Source organism: Streptomyces cacaoi (genome assembly GCF_006539165.1).
In the GTDB taxonomy this organism is placed as follows: Bacteria; Actinomycetota; Actinomycetes; order Streptomycetales; family Streptomycetaceae; genus Streptomyces; species Streptomyces cacaoi.
In genome coordinates this window covers 1-16770 of the sequence record NZ_BJMM01000052.1, presented here as the reverse complement: position 1 = coordinate 16770, position 16770 = coordinate 1, and the positions used below count along the sequence as shown (strand labels likewise).

Sequence of the window (16770 nt, the reverse complement as noted above, 5' to 3'; positions counted from 1 at the left end):
CGCCTACGGCGGACGGGTGGTGCCCGGCGCCGCGGTACCCGGCGGTGCGCACGAGGCTACATGGGTGAGGGCGCGTCAGTTCACGCAGTGTCCGGCTCGGGGACGCCCTCGGTCGCGGCACTCTCGGCGAACCGGGCCTTGGCCTCGTCGATCTTCCGGCCGAAGTGCACCGAGGCCCACCACAGCCCCGCGAAACAGGCGCCGAGGAAGAACATCGTCGGGACGACGAAACCGCTGGCGATCAGGGCGATCTGCAGGATCCAGCCCAGTACCACGCCGCCGGGGCGGGTGATGAAGCCGCACAGCAGCACGCACAGCGCCATCGCGACACCGCTGACCGTCCACACCGTCGCCGTGGACAGGTCGCTCGTCTGCATGGCGACCAGACCGGCGAAGCCGATGATGAAGAACTCGCCGACCAGCGTGGAGGCGCACAGGGTCCGCATCAGCGATTCCTTCCCACGCCGAGCAGCAGCCGGGCCTCGCCGACCGTGATGACCGAGCCGGTGACCAGCACCCCGGCGCCGGCGTACTCGCCCTCCTCCTCGGCGAGCGTGATCGCCTCCTCCAGCGCGCTGTCCAGCCGGGGCTCGACCTGCACCCGCTCCTCGCCGAAGACCTCGACCGCGAGGCCGGCCAGCTCGTCCACGTCCATGGCGCGGTGGGTGGAGTTCCGGGTGACGACGACCTCGGCGAAGATCGGCTCGAACGCCTCCAGCATGCCGCGGACGTCCTTGTCCCCGCTCGGGCCGACCACGCCGACCAGCCGGGTGAAGCCGAACGCCTCGCTGACGGCCTCCGCCGTGGCGCGGGCGCCGCCCGGATTGTGCGCGGCGTCCAGCACGACCGTCGGGCTGGTGCGCACGACCTCCAGCCGGCCGGGCGAGGTGACCGAGGCGAACGCCTGGCGGATGACGTCGATGTCCAGGGTGCGGGCCTGCTGCTGGCCGATGCCGAAGAACGCCTCGACGGCGGCGAGGGCGACGGCCGCGTTGTGCGCCATGTGGGCGCCGTGCAGCGGCAGGAAGATGTCCGGGTACTCACCGCCCAGGCCGCGCAGGGTGAGCTGCTGGCCGCCGACCGCCAGCTCCCGGGAGACGACGCCGAACTCCATGCCCTCGCGGGCCACGGTGGCGTCCACCTCGACGGCCTTCTTCAGGACGACGGAGGCGGCCTCGACGGGCTGCTGGGCCAGCACGACCGTGGAGTCCGGCTTGACGATGCCGGACTTCTCCACCGCGATCTGCTCGGGCGTCTCGCCGAGCCGGTCGGTGTGGTCCAGGGAGATGGGCGTGATGACGGCGACGTTGGCGTCGATCACATTGGTGGCGTCCCAGGTGCCGCCCATGCCGACCTCGACGACGGCCACGTCCACGGGCGCGTCGGCGAAGGCCGCGTAGGCCATGCCGGTGAGCACCTCGAAGAAGGACAGCCGGTAGTCCTGCTGGGAGTCGACCAGTTCGATGTACGGCTTGATGTCGTCGTACGTCTCGATGAACTTCTCGTGCGGCACGGGGGCGCCGTCGATGCTGATGCGCTCGGTGACGGACTGCACGTGCGGCGAGCTGTAGCGGCCGGGACGCAGCTCGAAGGCGGCGAACAGGGCCTCGATCATGCGGGCCGTCGACGTCTTGCCGTTGGTGCCGGTGATGTGGACCGAGGGGTAGGCGCGCTGCGGCTCGCCGAGCACGTCGACCAGCGCGGCGATGCGCTTGACCGAGGGCTCCAGCTTCGTCTCGCCCCAGCGGGTGGCCAGCTCGTCCTCGACCCGGCGCAACTGCCGGTCCACCTCGGGGTCCTCCGGGCGGCCCGGCACCACGTCCTGCTGCGGCGGCCCCGCCTGCGCCCGCAGGGTGCGGCTGCCCGCTTCGATCACCGCCAGGTCCGGGTCGCGGTCGGTCTCTTCGCCGACGATCTCCTCGAACGGGGAGTCCTCGGGTTCGTGGGGCCGGTGCTCGTCGCTCACGTGGACCAGTCTACGTAAGGGCACCGCGGCTCCCGGGCGGGCGTCACCCCCGGGTGCGTACCGGCGCGCACCGGGCCCGGTCAGCCGGTGGAGCGGGTCGAGCGCTCCGCGGTGTCGGCCGCCCGCTGGAGCGAGGCGAGGACGGAGCGGGGGCTCGGGCCCTTCGGGTCGACGGCCTTGCCGATGCTGTGCTGGACGCGGGAGCGGACGGCGGGCCAGGAGGTGTGGTTCATCGGCTGGAACTCGGCGTCGGGCATCTGGTCGATGAAGGGGCGCAGCGGGCGCTGCGAGGGCTCCTTGCGCAGGGCACGCGAGCCGGAGACGGTGACCGGGAGGGTGCCCTGGCCGCCGCCGTACTCGCGGGCCGAGTCGGCGCCGTAGAGGAAGTTGAGGAACGCGCCGGCCTGCTCGCGCTTGCCGTTCTTGAAGGCCATCAGCCAGTCGGTGAGGCCGACGGGCGGTGCGGCGCCGCCCGTCTCCTTGGGGAAGGGGGTGTGGGCGTAGGGCAGCTTGGCCTTGTCCGCCGTGCCGAGCAGCAGCGGGTGCGCGTTGAGCATGCCGATCCGCCCCTTGAGGAAGCCCTCGTACGCCTTGGTGCGGGTCAGCCGGGCGGGTTCGCCGGCGAGGCCGTCGGCGACCAGCTCCTCGCGCAGCCAGCTGAGGGCGTGGATGTTCTCGCCCTTGAGGAAGTCGTAGCCGGCGGTGCTGCTGTAGCCGCCGTTGGCCGCGAGCATCCAGGTCAGCGCCTCGTCCTCGGCGGCCTCCGGGCCCAGGGCGAGGCCGTAGGGCGTGTGCACACCGGCCTTCTTCAGGGCGCGGGCGGCCTCCCGCAGTCCGTCCCAGCTGCGCGGTGGCCCGCTGATGCCGGCCTTCTCGAAGAGGGCCGTGTTGTAGAAGAGGCGCGGGGTGCTGGCGAGGAACGGGATGCCGTACTGCGCGAAGTCGACCTCTCCGGCCTGGGCGAACGAAGTGAGGAAGTCGGCCTGGACCGGGATGCGGAACAGGTCGCTGGCCCGGTGGAGCTTGCCCTGCTCCGCGTAGGCGGCGAAGACGTTGCCCTGGGAGAGGTCGGGCGCCCGGCCCTCCTTGACGCGCTTGGCGAGTTCCTCGTCGATCCGGGTGAAGGGGACGGTCTCCAGCTTCACCTTGATGTCGGGGTGCTTCTTCTCGAACGCGGAGATGAAGTCGTCCCACTGGTCGGTGATGCCCGAGCCGACGCTCTTGCCGTAGCTGGCCGCGAGCAGGTTCAGGGTGTTGTCGTCCTCGTCGCTGCCGCAGGCGGTGAGTCCGCCGAGCGCGGCGGCCGAGGCGACCGTGAGGGCGCCGCGGAGGAACTGGCGTCGCTGCACTGTGTGACTCCAGGGTCGGGAAGCGAAAGATGTGAAGGTGGCGTGACGTGTTCATGACCTCGCCCGCCCACAAAAGAGGAGGCCAGCACGTTCTTACCCGTGCGTAGCCCCCTGTGCTGGCAGATTGTGCCATGCAGGCATAGGCTGGCCGCATGCCGGTCACTGCCGCCGCCTCCTCCCCCGCCTCCGGGGCTGCTCCCGCCGCCGGGCACAGCCCCCTCACCGAGCGCCGCAAAGCCGAGACGCGCGCGGAGATCGCCCGGACCGCGGCCGTCCTGTTCGCCGAGAGCGGCGTACGCGACACCCGCGCCGAGGACATCGCCCGCGCGGCCGGCGTCGCACCGCGCACCTTCTACCGGTACTTCGCGACCAAGGAGGAGGCCGTCGCCCCGCTGTTCGCCGCCGGCGCCCAGCAGTGGGCCGAGGCCACCCGGCAGGCACCCGCCGGACTCCCCCTCCCCGAGGCGCTCCAGCACGGGGCCCGCGACGCCCTCTCCCCCGACGACCCGGCCAACGCCGAGTCGCTGGAGTGGGTCCGCTCCCTGCTGCGCCTCGCCGACGGGAACCCCGCGCTGCGCTCCGTGTGGAACGACGCGCACCACGCCGCCGAGAAGGCCGTGGCCGCCGTGCTCGCCGAGCGCACCGGCGCCGACCCCCACGCCCTCCCCCTGCGGCTGGCGGCCGGGGCCGCCGCCGCCGCGGTACGGATCGCCGTGGAGACGTGGGCGGCGGGCGACGAACCCGCCGACGGCCCCGAAGGACCCGCCGCGCTCGCCGTGCGCGGCATCGACACCCTGCGCAACTCCCCCTGGAGCTCCCTATGAACGCCCCCACCGACCTCACCGGCAAGACCGTCCTGATCACCGGCGGCGCCCGCGGCATCGGCGCCGAGACCGCGCGGCAGGCCGTCGCCGGCGGCGCCCGCGTCGTCGTCACCGACGTCCTGGAGGACGAGGGCCGGGCCCTCGCCGCGGAACTCGGCGACGCCGCCCGGTTCATCCGGCACGACGTGACCAGTGAGGAGGACTGGCAGCGCGCCGCCGACCTCGCCACCTCCGAGTTCGGCTCCCTGGACGGCCTCGTCAACAACGCCGGGATCTCCACCGGGGCTCCGCTGGAGACGATCTCCGCCGAGTTCTTCCGCAAGGTCCTCGACATCAATCTGACCGGTGTCTTCATCGGGCTGAAGACCGCCGTCCCCGCGATGCGCCGGGCCGGCGGCGGCTCCATCGTCAACATCTCGTCCGCCGCCGGGCTGATGGGGCTCGCGCTCACCGGCGGGTACGGCGCGTCCAAGTGGGGCGTGCGGGGGCTCACCAAGATCGGCGCCGTGGAGCTGGGCACCGACCGGATCCGCGTCAACTCCGTCCACCCCGGGATGACCTACACGCCCATGACGGCCCAGGTCGGCATCCAGCAGGGCGAGGGCAACTACCCCAACACCCCCATGGCGCGCGTCGGTGAGCCCCCGGAGATCGCCGCCGCCGTCTGCTTCCTGCTCTCCGACGCCGCCGCCTACGTGACCGGCGCCGAACTCGCCGTCGACGGCGGCTGGACCGCCGGACCGACGGTCAAGTACGTCATGGGGCAGTGAGCCCGCACGCTCCCGGGCCGCCCCGTGCCCTCGCCCCACCCGGCTCCCCGCCCCCGGCCGCGCGCCGGGGGCGGTGCCGTTCCCGGGCCGGCGGGGACACCGGCCCCGCTGTCCTGGCCCGTCGTTACGCTGACCGCATGTCTGCGACCGAGAAGCTCTCCCCCACCGGGCGGCCGGTCCTCTTCCGGCCCGCGCGCCCCGCCGACGCGCCGGAGGTCGCACGGATCTGGCTGCACAGCTGGCGGGACGGTCATCTCGGCCATGTGCCCGAGGAGTTGGCCGCGGTCCGCACGCCCGAGTCGTTCGCCACCCGCGCCGCCGAGCGGGTCGGGGACACCCTGGTCGCCGTCGTGGACGGCGCGGTCGCCGGGTTCGTCATGGTGGTGGCCGAGGAGGTCGAGCAGGTCTACGTCGCCGCGCCGCACCGGGGCACCGGCGTGGCCGGACTGCTCCTCACGGAGGCGGAGCGCCTGGTGCGGGAGGGCGGTCACCGCCGCGCCTGGCTCGTCGCCGCCGAGGGGAACGCCCGTGCCCGCCGGTTCTACGAGCGCCAGGGCTGGGTGGACGAGGGCCGCGTCGACCACCCGGCGCAGGGGCCGGACGGGCCGATTCCGGTCCCGTGCCACCGCTACACCAAGGAGGTCTCCGGCCCCACCGCCGACTCCGGCCCCGAGTCCGGCTCGGGCCCCGCTTCCGCCTCCGCCTCCGGCTCCGGCCCCGGCGCCGCGTCCGGCACCGACTCCGGCCCGGGCCCCGCCTCCGCCTCCGGCTCCGGCTCCGTTTTCGGCTCGGGCCCGACCTGAGCGCAGGCCCCGCCTCAGGCTCCGGGCGCGGCGGCGGCTGAGCCGCTCCCGGGCGCGCGGGCACGCACAAGCGGCGGGGCGGCAGCCGGAGCACTCGGGTCCGGCCGCCGCCCCGCCGTAGGTTCGGGCCGTCAGCCGGGCAGCCGCTCCAGCTGCTGCCTGATGCGCTCGATGTCGGCCTCCGCCGTCGCCTTCCGAGTGCGGATCTTGTCGACGACGTGGTCCGGCGCCTTCGCCAGGAACGCCTCGTTGCCCAGCTTGGCGGAGGTCTGCTTCAGTTCCTTCTCGGCCGCCGCCAGGTCCTTGCCCAGGCGCTTGCGCTCCGCCTCGACGTCGATGGCGCCCGAGAGGTCCAGTCCCACGGTCGCGCCGGCGACCGGCAGCGACGCCGTGGCCCGGAAGTCCTCGCCCGCCGGCTGGAGCCGCAGCAGCTGCCGGATGGCGTCCTCGTGCGCACCGAGCGGGGTGCCCGTCAGTTCGAGCCTGGCCGGCACCTTCTGGCCGGGCTGGAGGCCCTGGTCGGCACGGAAGCGGCGGACCTCGGTGACGGCCTGCTGGACGACGGCGATCTCCTGCTCGGCCGCCTCGTCACGGAAGCCGGTGGGCTTCGGCCAGTCGGCGACGACGACGGAGGCGCCGCCCGTCAGCGCCGTCCACAGCGCCTCGGTGACGAACGGGACGATCGGGTGCAGCAGCCGCAGCAGCACGTCCAGGACCTCGCCCAGGACGCGGCGCGAGACCTCGGCGGGGCGCCCGCCGGCGGCGAACGTCGTCTTCGCCAGCTCGACGTACCAGTCGAAGACCTCGTCCCACGCGAAGTGGTACAGCGCGTCGGAGAGCTTCGCGAACTGGTAGTCGTCGTAGTACCGGTCGACGTCCCCGAGCACCGTGTCCAGCCGGGAGAGGATCCAGCGGTCGGTGGCCGACATCTCGGCGGCGTCCGGCAGCGGGCCCTCGACCGTCGCGCCGTTCATCAGCGCGAACCGGGTGGCGTTCCAGACCTTGTTGGCGAAGTTCCGGGACGCCTTGACCCAGTCCTCACCGATCGGCACGTCCGTGCCCGGGTTGGCGCCGCTGGCCAGCGTGAAGCGCAGCGCGTCGGAGCCGTACGCCTCCATCCAGTCCAGCGGGTCGACGACGTTGCCGAACGACTTCGACATCTTCTTGCCGTGCTGGTCGCGGACGAGACCGTGCAGCGCGATGGTGTGGAACGGCGGCTCCTCCATCACGTACATGCCGAACATCATCATCCGGGCGACCCAGAAGAAGATGATGTCGTAGCCCGTGACCAGGACGTCCGTCGGATAGAACTTCGCGAGATCCGCGGTGCGTTCCGGCCAGCCCAGCGTGGAGAAGGGCCACAGGCCCGAGGAGAACCAGGTGTCCAGCACGTCCGGGTCCTGGTGCCAGCCCTCGCCGCTCGGCGGCTCCTCGTCCGGGCCGACGCAGACGACCTCGCCGTCCGGCCCGTACCAGACCGGGATGCGGTGGCCCCACCACAGCTGGCGGGAGATCGTCCAGTCGTGCATGTTGTCGACCCAGTCGAAGTACCGGTACGACATCTCCGCCGGGTGGATCTGCGTGCGGCCGTCGCGCACCGCGTCGCCCGCCGCCTTCGCCAGCGGGCCGACCTTGACCCACCACTGCATCGACAGCCGCGGCTCGACCGTCGTCTTGCAGCGCGAGCAGTGGCCGACGCTGTGCACGTACGGCCGCTTCTCGGCGACGATCCGGCCCTGCTCGCGCAGCGCGGCGACGATCGCCGAGCGGGCCTCGAAGCGGTCCAGGCCCTCGAACGGGCCGTGCACGGTGATCACGCCGCGCTCGTCCATGACGGACGGCATCGGCAGCTCGTGCCGGCGGCCGATCTCGAAGTCGTTCGGGTCGTGCGCCGGGGTCACCTTGACGGCGCCGGTGCCGAACTCCGGGTCGACATGGGAGTCGGCGACGACGGGGATCTCGCGGTCGGTGAGCGGGAGTTTGACCGTGCGGCCGACGAGGTGTGCGTAGCGCTCGTCGTCCGGGTGGACCGCGACGGCCGTGTCCCCGAGCATCGTCTCGGCCCGCGTCGTCGCGACGACCAGGCTGTCGCCGCCCTCCTCCGTGGCGCCGTAGCGGATGGAGACCAGCTCGCCGTCGTCCTCCTGGTAGTCCACCTCGATGTCGGAGATGGCGGTCAGACAGCGCGGGCACCAGTTGATGATGCGCTCGGCCTGATAGATGAGGCCGTCGTCGTACATGCGCTTGAAGACCGTCTGCACGGCGCGGCTGAGGCCGCTGTCCATGGTGAAGCGCTCACGGGACCAGTCGACGCCGTCGCCGAGCCGGCGCATCTGGCCGAGGATCTTGCCGCCGTACTCCTCCTTCCACTGCCAGACGCGCTCGACGAACGCCTCCCGGCCGAGGTCGCCGCGGGACCTGCCCTCCTCGGCGAGCTGCTGCTCGACCTTGTTCTGGGTGGCGATACCGGCGTGGTCCATGCCCGGCAGCCACAGGGCCTCGTAGCCCTGCATGCGCTTACGCCGGGTGAGCGCGTCCATCATCGTGTGCTGGAAAGCGTGGCCGAGATGGAGAGATCCTGTGACGTTCGGCGGCGGGATGACGATCGTGTACGGCGGCTTCTCGCTCTTCGCGTCCGCCTCGAAGTACCCCCGCTCCACCCAGCGCTCGTACAGCGTTTCCTCTACCTCGGCCGGGGTGTACTGAGTCGGCAGGTCGGCGGGGGATGCTGCGTGCGGCCCGTGGGGTTCCGGGCTCTGCTGAGTGTTGTCGGTCACGACCGCCAGTGTACGGGCGTCCATGTAGCAGTCTCGAATCGGATTGTGGGACCGGTGCAGCACCTGTCGGCGCGATCCGTCAGGATGAGCGGTGCGCATTCGACAGTCATGTTCACGGAGGGGAAGCGCCGCCATGAGTAACAACCAGCCCGGCCCGTACGGCCAGCAGCCCGGCCAGCCGGGGCAGCCGGGTCAGCCCGGCCCGTACGGCCAGCCGGGACCCTACGGGCAGCAGCCCCCGCAGCAGCCGGGCGGCCCGAACCCCTACGGCGGCGCCCCCGGGCAGCCCGGTTACGGCTACCCGCAGCAGCCCGGCCAGGCCCCGGGCCAGCCGCCCCAGTACGGCTACCCCCAGCAGCCGGGCCAGCCCCAGCAGCCGGGCATGGCACCGCAGGCCGGTCCCTACGGCCAGCCCCAGCAGCCCGGTATGCCGATGCCCCCGCAGGGCTCGGGCGGCGGCAAGGGCAAGACGATAGGCATCATCGCGGCGGCGGTCGTCGTGGTCGCCGCCGCGGTCGGCGGCTACTTCCTGTTCGTCGGCGGGGACGACGACGAGGGCGGCGGCTCCGGCGGCAAGGGCGGCAGCTCGGTCGCCGACGACGGCAAGAGGTACAAGCTGACGGCGCCGTCGACCGTGGCCGACGAGTTCACCAAGGAGCCCGGCTCCGAGGGCTCTTCGGGCTTCAGCGACTCGGACAAGAGCCAGTTCGAGAAGTTCGGCGTCAAGGACCCGAAGAACGTCGCGGCGGGCTACAAGGCCGGCGACGGCATGAGCGTGAAGAAGCTCCAGTTCGGCGGCGTCTACGGCGAGATCGAGAACCCCGAGGCCGTCCTCGACGCCGCGCTGACGATGATGGCCAAGGAGGCCGCCAAGGACCCGAGCACCGGGGGCGGCGGCAAGGCCGAACTGGAGGGCGAGCCGCAGGAGGTCAACGCTCCCGGGCTGGGGGACGACGCCGTGCTGAAGTGCCAGCGGGTCAAGTACTCCGCAGGCGCCGGCAACACCTCCGGCGGGCCGGACCACTTCAGCGTCCCGGTGTGCATGTGGGGCGACCACAGCACCGTCGGCTTCGTGATCACCGTCTCCGGCGCCGACATCGTCAGCGGCAAGGACGCCTCGATCGAGGACGCCGGCGCCACCACCGCGAAGGTCCGCAAGGACACCCGGGTCCCGATCGGCTGACGCGGCCGAGCGCGGCTGCGCCGTCACGCGGCCGCGCTGCCCCGCGGTTTCCTCGGTCCCGCAACAGCGCCCGGCGGTTTTCGGCCCGCCGGGCGCTGTTCGTTACGTCACGGTGCGACCCGGCCTTCTCGCCCGAATCCGGACAAGCGCACCGGGCTTCTTCACGATCTCGTAGTGGACCGGAGGCGATTCGGCACCGAGGGAGGCGCGGGCGTGGCCGGATCCGTCACTATGTGCGGGCGCATTCGACAAGTTGTTCACGGAGGGGAAGCGCCACCATGAGTCACAACCAGCCCGGACCCTACGGTCAGCCCGGACCGTACGGCCAGCAGCCGCAGCAGCCGGGCCAGCCCGGACCCTACGGTGGCGCCCCGGGACAGCCGCAGCCCGGCTACGGCTACCCCCCGCAGCAGCCCGGCCAGGCCCCGGGCCAGCCGCCCCAGTACGGCTACCCCCAGCAGCCGGGCCAGCCCCAGCAGCCCGGTGTGCCCGGCCAGCCGGGACAGCCGGGCGGCCCCTACGGCGGTGGCCAGCCGCCCTACGGCCAGCAGCCGGGCATGCCGATGCCGCCGCAGGGCTCGGGCGGCGGCAAGGGCAAGAAGATCGGCATCGCCGTCGGTGCCGTGGTGGTCGTCGGCGCCGTGATCGGCGGGCTCTTCGCCACCGGTGTCATCGGCGGGGGCGGGGACTACAAGCTGACGGCTCCGCAGTCGATCGGCGAGTTCAAGCTCAAGGGCGAACCGGAAGAGGGCAAGGGCGGGAAGGTCACCGTCGACGGCACGAGCGACGGGGGCGAGGTCCCCGGGCTCGACCCCGAGGGCCACATCGGCGCCAAGTACACCTCGGGCACCAAGCTGCTGGAGTTCAACGGCGCCTACGGCACGTTGGACGATCCCGAGAAGGGCATGGACTGGCTCTTCGACCAGATGAGCAAGAAGCTGGGGAAGATGGCCAAGCCGGACGGCGACCCGAAGAAGGTGAACCCGTCCGGTTTCGACGGAGACCTGATGAAGTGCCAGGAGTACAAGGTCGTCACCAGCACGATGAGCGTGTGCGCCTGGGCGGACGACAGCACCATCGCGGTCGTCGTCGGAACCGACCAGAGCAGCGGTCCGCTGCCCGCCGAGGAGTCGGCCGAGCTGACCGCGAAGGTCTACAGCGAGGCCCGCGTCAAGAAGTGACGCGGGCAGGGGGGAAGTGAGGCAGCCATGAGCCAGCCACCCGGGCCGTACGGATCGGGCGGATCGGGCGGTTACCCCTGGCAGCCACCACCGACCGGTACCGGCCCCGGCGGAGCAGGCCCCTACGGGCCCCCGCCGGGGCCGCCCGGTCCGGCGGGGCCGTACGGCCCGCCCGGCGCACCCGGAACGCCCGGAGCCCATGGAACGCCGGGGCCCTACGGCGCGCCCGGTGGCCCCTACGGTGCCTGGCCGCCGCCGCCCGGCCCGCCGCCGAAGCGCGGGCTGGGCGCGGGCGCCATCACCGGGATCGTGCTGGGCGGGGTGGCGGCGCTGGGCCTGGTGGTGTTCGCGGTGGCGTCCGTCGGCGGGCTCGGGGACGACTCCCGGGGCACGATGAAGCTGACGCTGCCCGCGACGCTGGACGGCGGCAAGTACCACAGGATGCCGGCCAATCCGCAGGTGAAGCAGCAGGAGGAAACCCTCCAGGACGCCCTCCCGGAGGACGGCACGGCGCGCGTCGGCATCTACAGCCGCGACGCCGACGGCGGCGCGCGGACCGGCGGACTGGTCCTGTCCGGCGCCTACGGGAACATCGACAGCCCGGCCCCGCGGATGCGCCGGGACATGCTGGACGGGATGGGCCAGAGCCAGCAGGCCCGACCGACCGGCGCGCGCCGGGACTTCACGCCCGAGGGCGGAGGCGGCGTGACGGTCAGCTGCCAGATGTTCTCGATGGACCAGGGCACGGTCACGGTCTATGTGCCGGCCTGCGCCTGGGCGGACTCGTCGACGGCCGCGGTGGTCGCCGAGATCAGCTCCTCGAACCTCTCCCGCTCGGACGCGGACCTCTCGTCCTTCGCGGAGACGACGGCCCGCGTCAAGAAGGAGGCCACCGAGCCCCGCTGAGGGCGGCCCGCGCCGACGACGACGCGAGGGGCCCGTACCGGAAGCGTCCGGTACGGGCCCCTCGCGTCGTCGGCCGAGGACGGTTACGCGCTCTTCTCGTGCCGCTGCGGGTCGTTGGTGCCGCGGGCCCTGGGGACCAGGGTCGGGTTGACGTTGGAGTGCACGACCTCTTCGGTGATCACGACGCGCTCGACGTCCTTGCGGGACGGCACCTCGTACATCACCGACTGGAGGACCTCCTCCATGATGGCGCGGAGGCCACGGGCGCCGGTGCCGCGCAGGATGGCCTGGTCGGCGATGGCCTCCAGGGCCGGGCGGTCGAAGTCCAGCTCCACGCCGTCGAGTTCGAAGAGCCGCTGGTACTGCTTGACGAGCGCGTTCCGCGGCTCCATCAGGATCTGGAGCAGGGCCTCGCGGTCGAGGTTGTGCACGGAGGTGATGACCGGGAGGCGGCCGATGAACTCGGGGATCATCCCGAACTTCACCAGGTCCTCCGGCATGACCTCCTCGAACTGGTTGCTGGCCTCCAGTTCGCGCTTGGAGCGGATGTCCGCGCCGAAACCGATGCCCTTGGCGCCGGCCCGGGACTCGATGATCTTCTCCAGGCCCGCGAAGGCGCCGCCCACGATGAACAGCACGTTCGTCGTGTCGATCTGGATGAACTCCTGGTGCGGGTGCTTGCGGCCGCCCTGGGGCGGGACCGAGGCCGTGGTGCCCTCCAGGATCTTCAGCAGGGCCTGCTGGACGCCCTCGCCGCTCACGTCCCGGGTGATCGACGGGTTCTCGCTCTTGCGGGCGACCTTGTCGATCTCGTCGATGTAGATGATGCCCGTCTCGGCCTTCTTGACGTCGTAGTCGGCCGCCTGGATCAGCTTCAGCAGGATGTTCTCGACGTCCTCGCCCACGTACCCCGCCTCGGTGAGCGCCGTGGCGTCGGCGATGGCGAACGGCACGTTGAGCATCCGGGCCAGGGTCTGGGCGAGCAGCGTCTTGCCCGAGCCGGTCGGGCCCAGCAGCAGGATGTTGGACTTCGACAGCTCGATGCCGTCGTCCCTGTTGGGGGCGTTCTCGTCCGCCTGCACCCGCTTGTAGTGGTTGTAGACGGCGACGGACAGGGCCTTCTTCGCGGCCTCCTGACCGACGACGTAGCCCTCCAGGAACTCATAGATCTCGCGCGGCTTGGGCAGTTCGTCCCACCGCACTTCGGAGGACTCGGCGAGCTCCTCCTCGATGATCTCGTTGCACAGGTCGATGCACTCGTCGCAGATGTACACACCTGGCCCCGCGATGAGCTTCTTCACCTGCTTCTGGCTCTTGCCGCAGAACGAGCACTTGAGCAGATCGCCGCCATCACCGATGCGTGCCACGAGGAGCTTCCCCTTCGCCTGGGATCCGTCGGGTGTGTACGGACCGAGGTACGTGCTCTGACGACGGTACCTTGCCGGACCGCGGGAATGGGCCCCCCTTGAAACGTCCTGCCGTACCCGGCCGGACCGTTCCAAGGGGAGCGCGAGGTTGCGGGGGCTCCCCTCAGACGCCGACCGAGGTCTTGCGGGTGGTGACGATCTGGTCGACCAGCCCGTACTCCAGCGACTCCTCGGCGGTGAGGATCTTGTCCCGCTCGATGTCGGTCGAGATCGTCTCCCGGTCCTTCGTGGAGTGCTTGGCCAGCATGTCCTCCAGCTGGTCCCGCATGCGCTGGACCTCCTTGGCGGCGATCTCCAGGTCGGACACCTGGCCGCGGCCGGTCTCGCTGTAGGGCTGGTGGATGAGGATCCGCGCGTTCGGCAGGGCCATGCGCTTGCCGGGCGTACCGGCGGCCAGCAGCACGGCCGCGGCCGAGGCCGCCTGGCCCATGCAGACCGTCTGGATGTCGGGCTTGACGAACTGCATGGTGTCGTAGATCGCCGTCAGCGCCGTGAAGGAGCCGCCGGGGGAGTTGATGTAGATCGAGATGTCCCGGTCGGGGTCCATCGACTCCAGGCACAGCAGCTGCGCCATGACGTCGTTGGCCGAGGCGTCGTCGATCTGCGTACCGAGGAAGATGACGCGCTCTTCGAACAGCTTCGCGTACGGGTCGTACTCGCGCACGCCCTGCGAGGTGCGCTCGACGAAGCGCGGGACGACGTAACGGGACTCGGGCGCGATGTCGGTGAACTCGGCCTGCGGGCCCGTGGGGAGTGAGGTCATCGGGAGGTTCTCCTGGTGATGAGCTGGCTGCGGTAGGGGCGTGTGCCGTGCGGCTGACGGGCGCGGCTCACGCGCCGGTGCCACCGCCGCCGGGAAGCTGCGCGGCGGAGCCGTAGACCTCGTCGATGAGGCCGTACTCCTTGGCCTCCTCGGCGGAGAACCAGCGGTCACGGTCGGCGTCCCGGGTCCACTGCTCGACGGTCTGGCCGCTGTGCGCGGCCGACAGCTCGGCCATCTTCTTCTTGGTCCGCAGCAGCTGCTCGGCGTGGATCTTGATGTCCGTGGCCGAGCCCGCCAGCCCCGCGGAGGGCTGGTGGATGAGGATGTCGGCGTTCGGCAGGGCGAACCGCTTGCCCGGGGTCCCGGCGGTCAGCAGGAACTGCCCCATGGAGGCCGCGAGTCCCATCGCGATGGTGACCACGTCGTTCTTGATGTACTGCATGGTGTCGTAGATCGCCATGCCCGCCTGGATCGAACCGCCAGGGCTGTTGATGTACAGGAAGATGTCCTTGTCCGGGTCGGCGGCAAGGAGCAGCAGCTGTGCGGTGATCTTGTTGGCGATCTCGTCGTCCACCGGCTGGCCGAGGAAGATGATGCGCTCGTTGAGCAGCCGGTTGTAGACCTGGTCGCCGAGGCCACCACCGAAGTTGGGCTCAGCGGCGGCGGAAGGCATCGGAAGCGTCACGTGTCCACCTGCTCTGTCCGGACGGCCGCCCGGGCGGCGGGCCGTCACTGGTCTTCGTCCACTGGGGACCCTAACGCGCCGGTCCTCGGCCGCCATCCCGGTCGCTGCGCATTTCGCTGTGAGCGCAGGTGCCCCCACCAGGGAGGTCTCGGCACGGGACACGTCGGGGCAGGGAGCGCGCGGTGCGTGCTCCCTGCCCCACGTGAGGTGCTGCGGCCGGCGTTACGGGCCGGGTGTCAGCTGTCCGACTTCTGCTCGGTCTCGCCGGTCTTGCCCTCGCCGCCCTCGGCGCCTTCCGCGCCCTCCTCGGCCTTGGCGACGACCTCCTCGGCGGCGGCCTCCTCGGTGCCGGCCTCGGACTCGTCCTCGTCGTCGAGGTCGACGACCTCACCGTTGGTGTCCTTGACGGTGACGGACTCGACGACCTTCGCCAGTGCCTTGCCGCGGGCGACCTCGCCCACCAGCATCGGCACCTGGCCGCCCTCGACGACGGCCTGCGCGAACTGGTCGGGGCTCATGCCGGAGGACTGGGCGCGGCGCATCAGGTGCTCGGTCAGCTCTTCCTGGCTGACGTTGAGCTTCTCCTTGTTGACCAGCTCGTCCAGGACGAACTGGGTGCGGATGCCCTTCTCCGCCTGCTCCTTGAGCTCGGCCTCGAAGTCCTCCTCCGACTTGTCCTGCATCTTCAGGTAGCCGGCGAGGTCCAGACCCAGCTGCGCGAGCTGGTGGTTGACCAGGTTGTGCTTGCGGCTCTCGACCTCGTCCTGGAGCAGCTTCTCCGGGATCGGGACCTCGACCAGCTCCAGGAGGGCGTCGAGCACCTTCTCCTGGGCCTGGGTGGCCTGCTCGTACTTCTTCTGGTCGGCGAGGCGCTTGCGGCTGTCCTCGCGCATCTCCTCCAGCGTGTCGAACTCGCTGGCCAGCTGCGCGAAGTCGTCGTCCAGCTCGGGGAGTTCACGGGAGGAGACGGACTCGACCGTCACGGAGACCTCGGCCTCCTGGCCCGCGGCCGAGCCGCCCTTCAGCTCGGAGGTGAAGGTGGCGGTGCCGCCGGCCTCCAGGCCGGTGACGGCCTCGTCGATGCCGTCGAGCAGCTCGCCGGAACCGATGGTGTAGTCGACGCCCTTGGCGACGCCGTCCTCCAGGACCTCGCCGTCGACCTTGGCCTCCAGGTCGACCTTGACGACGTCGCCCTCGGCGGCGGCGCGCTCGACGACGGCGGTGGTGGCGAAGCGCTCACGCAGCTGCTCGACCGCCTTGTCGACGTCCTCGTCGGAGACCTCGACGGCGTCCACCTCGACGTCGATGCCGGAGTAGTCCGGGATCTCGATCTCGGGGCGGATGTCCACCTCGGCCGTGAAGGCCAGCAGCTCGTTGTCCTTCAGCTCGGTGATGTCCACCTCGGGCTGGCCGAGCGGGTTCAGCTCGCCCTCCTCGACGGCGGACTGGTACAGCTTCGGAAGGGCCTCGTTGACGGCCTCCTCCAGCACCGCACCGCGGCCGAAGCGCTGGTCGATCACGCGGGCAGGAATCTTGCCCTTGCGGAACCCAGGCACCGTGACCTGCTGGTTGATCTTCTTGTACGCCGCGTCGAGGCTGTCCTTGAGCTCCTCGAAGGGCACCTCGACAGTGAGCCGAACCCGGGTCGGGTTCAGGGTCTCCACGGCGCTCTTCACGGTCGGTCTCCTTGGGGCTGACTGCTGGGGGTTGATCTTGAGGGCGCCCCGATGCGCAAGGTGTCTGGCATCCCGATCGCGTGATTCCGAGCGGACGTCCGGGCTTCCGGAGCGTCCGGCTGGAACCGCGAGAGTGCGGAGAACGCGGACACGGCACAGGCACGCGCGTCTCTCATAGTACGTGGTCGGGGTGGCCGGATTCGAACCGACGACCTTCCGCTCCCAAAGCGGACGCGCTACCAAGCTGCGCCACACCCCGTCGGTGCGACACGTAGAGTACATGCCGTACGATGCAGTGCGTGCCGCTCAGGGCGAGCGCTCCGAGGAGCGGCTCCAGGGGCGGTGCCCACGCGGGCGTAGCTCAATGGTAGAGCCCTGGTCTTCCAAACCAGCTACGCGGGTTCGATTCCCGTCGCCCGCTCCATCCGGCTCGGGCCCGGCTTCCGCAGGGAGCCGGGCC

General features: G+C 71.3%; 14 protein-coding genes and 2 tRNA genes. 7 read left to right on the top strand and 9 right to left on the bottom strand.

The annotated features are described in order from the left end of the window. Nucleotides 1-80: 80 nt before the first annotated feature. From SCA03_RS29805 to SCA03_RS29795, 3 genes are all read right to left on the bottom strand, one after another. Nucleotides 81-446, bottom strand: a complete 366-nt coding sequence (locus tag SCA03_RS29805; protein WP_086815730.1) for a DUF4233 domain-containing protein — start codon at nt 444-446, stop codon at nt 81-83. After that, a complete protein-coding gene (folC, locus tag SCA03_RS29800; RefSeq protein WP_230989002.1) occupies nt 446-1966 on the bottom strand; it encodes a bifunctional tetrahydrofolate synthase/dihydrofolate synthase in 1521 nt (506 codons plus the stop codon). Before folC ends, SCA03_RS29805 begins: the two co-directional genes overlap by 1 nt. Before the next feature lie 80 nt (nt 1967-2046). Beyond that, nucleotides 2047-3315, bottom strand: coding sequence for an extracellular solute-binding protein (locus SCA03_RS29795; protein ID WP_030886248.1), 1269 nt, complete (start codon nt 3313-3315; stop codon nt 2047-2049). A 152-nt stretch (nt 3316-3467) separates the two neighbouring features. On the opposite strand from SCA03_RS29795, the gene SCA03_RS29790 reads away from it, so the two are divergent. The 3 genes from SCA03_RS29790 to SCA03_RS29780 all read left to right on the top strand — a co-directional run bounded on the left by SCA03_RS29790 (nt 3468) and on the right by SCA03_RS29780 (nt 5712). Further along, nucleotides 3468-4139, top strand: coding sequence for a TetR family transcriptional regulator (locus SCA03_RS29790; RefSeq protein WP_063764725.1), 672 nt, complete (start codon nt 3468-3470; stop codon nt 4137-4139). Then, nucleotides 4136-4909 (top strand): SDR family oxidoreductase, encoded by a 774-nt coding sequence (locus SCA03_RS29785; RefSeq protein WP_030886243.1) that lies wholly within the window; start codon nt 4136-4138, stop codon nt 4907-4909. The genes SCA03_RS29790 and SCA03_RS29785 overlap by 4 nt, the downstream gene beginning before the upstream one ends. 137 nt (nt 4910-5046) lie before the next feature. Beyond that, a complete protein-coding gene (locus SCA03_RS29780; protein WP_141275759.1) occupies nt 5047-5712 on the top strand; it encodes a GNAT family N-acetyltransferase in 666 nt (221 codons plus the stop codon). A gap of 131 nt (nt 5713-5843) precedes the next feature. On the opposite strand, the gene SCA03_RS29775 is transcribed toward SCA03_RS29780, so the two are convergent. Beyond that, complete coding sequence (locus SCA03_RS29775; RefSeq protein ID WP_230989001.1) at nt 5844-8489, bottom strand: valine--tRNA ligase; 2646 nt, start codon at nt 8487-8489, stop codon at nt 5844-5846. A 133-nt stretch (nt 8490-8622) separates the two neighbouring features. On the opposite strand from SCA03_RS29775, the gene SCA03_RS29770 reads away from it, so the two are divergent. The 3 genes from SCA03_RS29770 to SCA03_RS29760 all read left to right on the top strand — a co-directional run bounded on the left by SCA03_RS29770 (nt 8623) and on the right by SCA03_RS29760 (nt 11759). Further along, nucleotides 8623-9672 (top strand): hypothetical protein, encoded by a 1050-nt coding sequence (locus tag SCA03_RS29770; protein WP_086817819.1) that lies wholly within the window; start codon nt 8623-8625, stop codon nt 9670-9672. Between the two features lie 278 nt (nt 9673-9950). Continuing rightward, on the top strand, nt 9951-10853 hold the full coding sequence (locus tag SCA03_RS29765; protein WP_030886232.1) for a hypothetical protein: 903 nt from the start codon (nt 9951-9953) through the stop codon (nt 10851-10853). Between the two features lie 27 nt (nt 10854-10880). Next, the gene (locus SCA03_RS29760; protein ID WP_141275758.1) at nt 10881-11759 is read left to right on the top strand and encodes a hypothetical protein; all 879 of its coding nucleotides are present in this window, start codon (nt 10881-10883) and stop codon (nt 11757-11759) included. An 83-nt stretch (nt 11760-11842) separates the two neighbouring features. Here the strand turns inward: SCA03_RS29760 and clpX are convergent, their stop codons facing one another. From clpX to SCA03_RS29735, 5 genes are all read right to left on the bottom strand, one after another. Further along, nucleotides 11843-13126, bottom strand: a complete 1284-nt coding sequence (gene clpX, locus SCA03_RS29755) for an ATP-dependent Clp protease ATP-binding subunit ClpX (protein ID WP_030886226.1) — start codon at nt 13124-13126, stop codon at nt 11843-11845. Nucleotides 13127-13289: 163 nt separating this feature from the next. Next, entirely contained in the window at nt 13290-13949 is a 660-nt protein-coding gene (locus tag SCA03_RS29750; protein WP_086817804.1) for an ATP-dependent Clp protease proteolytic subunit, read from the bottom strand. 67 nt (nt 13950-14016) lie between these two features. Beyond that, the gene (locus tag SCA03_RS29745) at nt 14017-14622 is read right to left on the bottom strand and encodes an ATP-dependent Clp protease proteolytic subunit (RefSeq protein WP_030886220.1); all 606 of its coding nucleotides are present in this window, start codon (nt 14620-14622) and stop codon (nt 14017-14019) included. Between the two features lie 248 nt (nt 14623-14870). Beyond that, entirely contained in the window at nt 14871-16310 is a 1440-nt protein-coding gene (tig, locus tag SCA03_RS29740; protein ID WP_030886216.1) for a trigger factor, read from the bottom strand. Nucleotides 16311-16492: 182 nt separating this feature from the next. Then, a tRNA-Pro gene (locus tag SCA03_RS29735) sits at nt 16493-16569 on the bottom strand. 91 nt (nt 16570-16660) lie between these two features. Here SCA03_RS29735 and SCA03_RS29730 point away from each other — a divergent pair. Continuing rightward, a tRNA-Gly gene (locus tag SCA03_RS29730) sits at nt 16661-16734 on the top strand. Nucleotides 16735-16770: the final 36 nt, after the last annotated feature.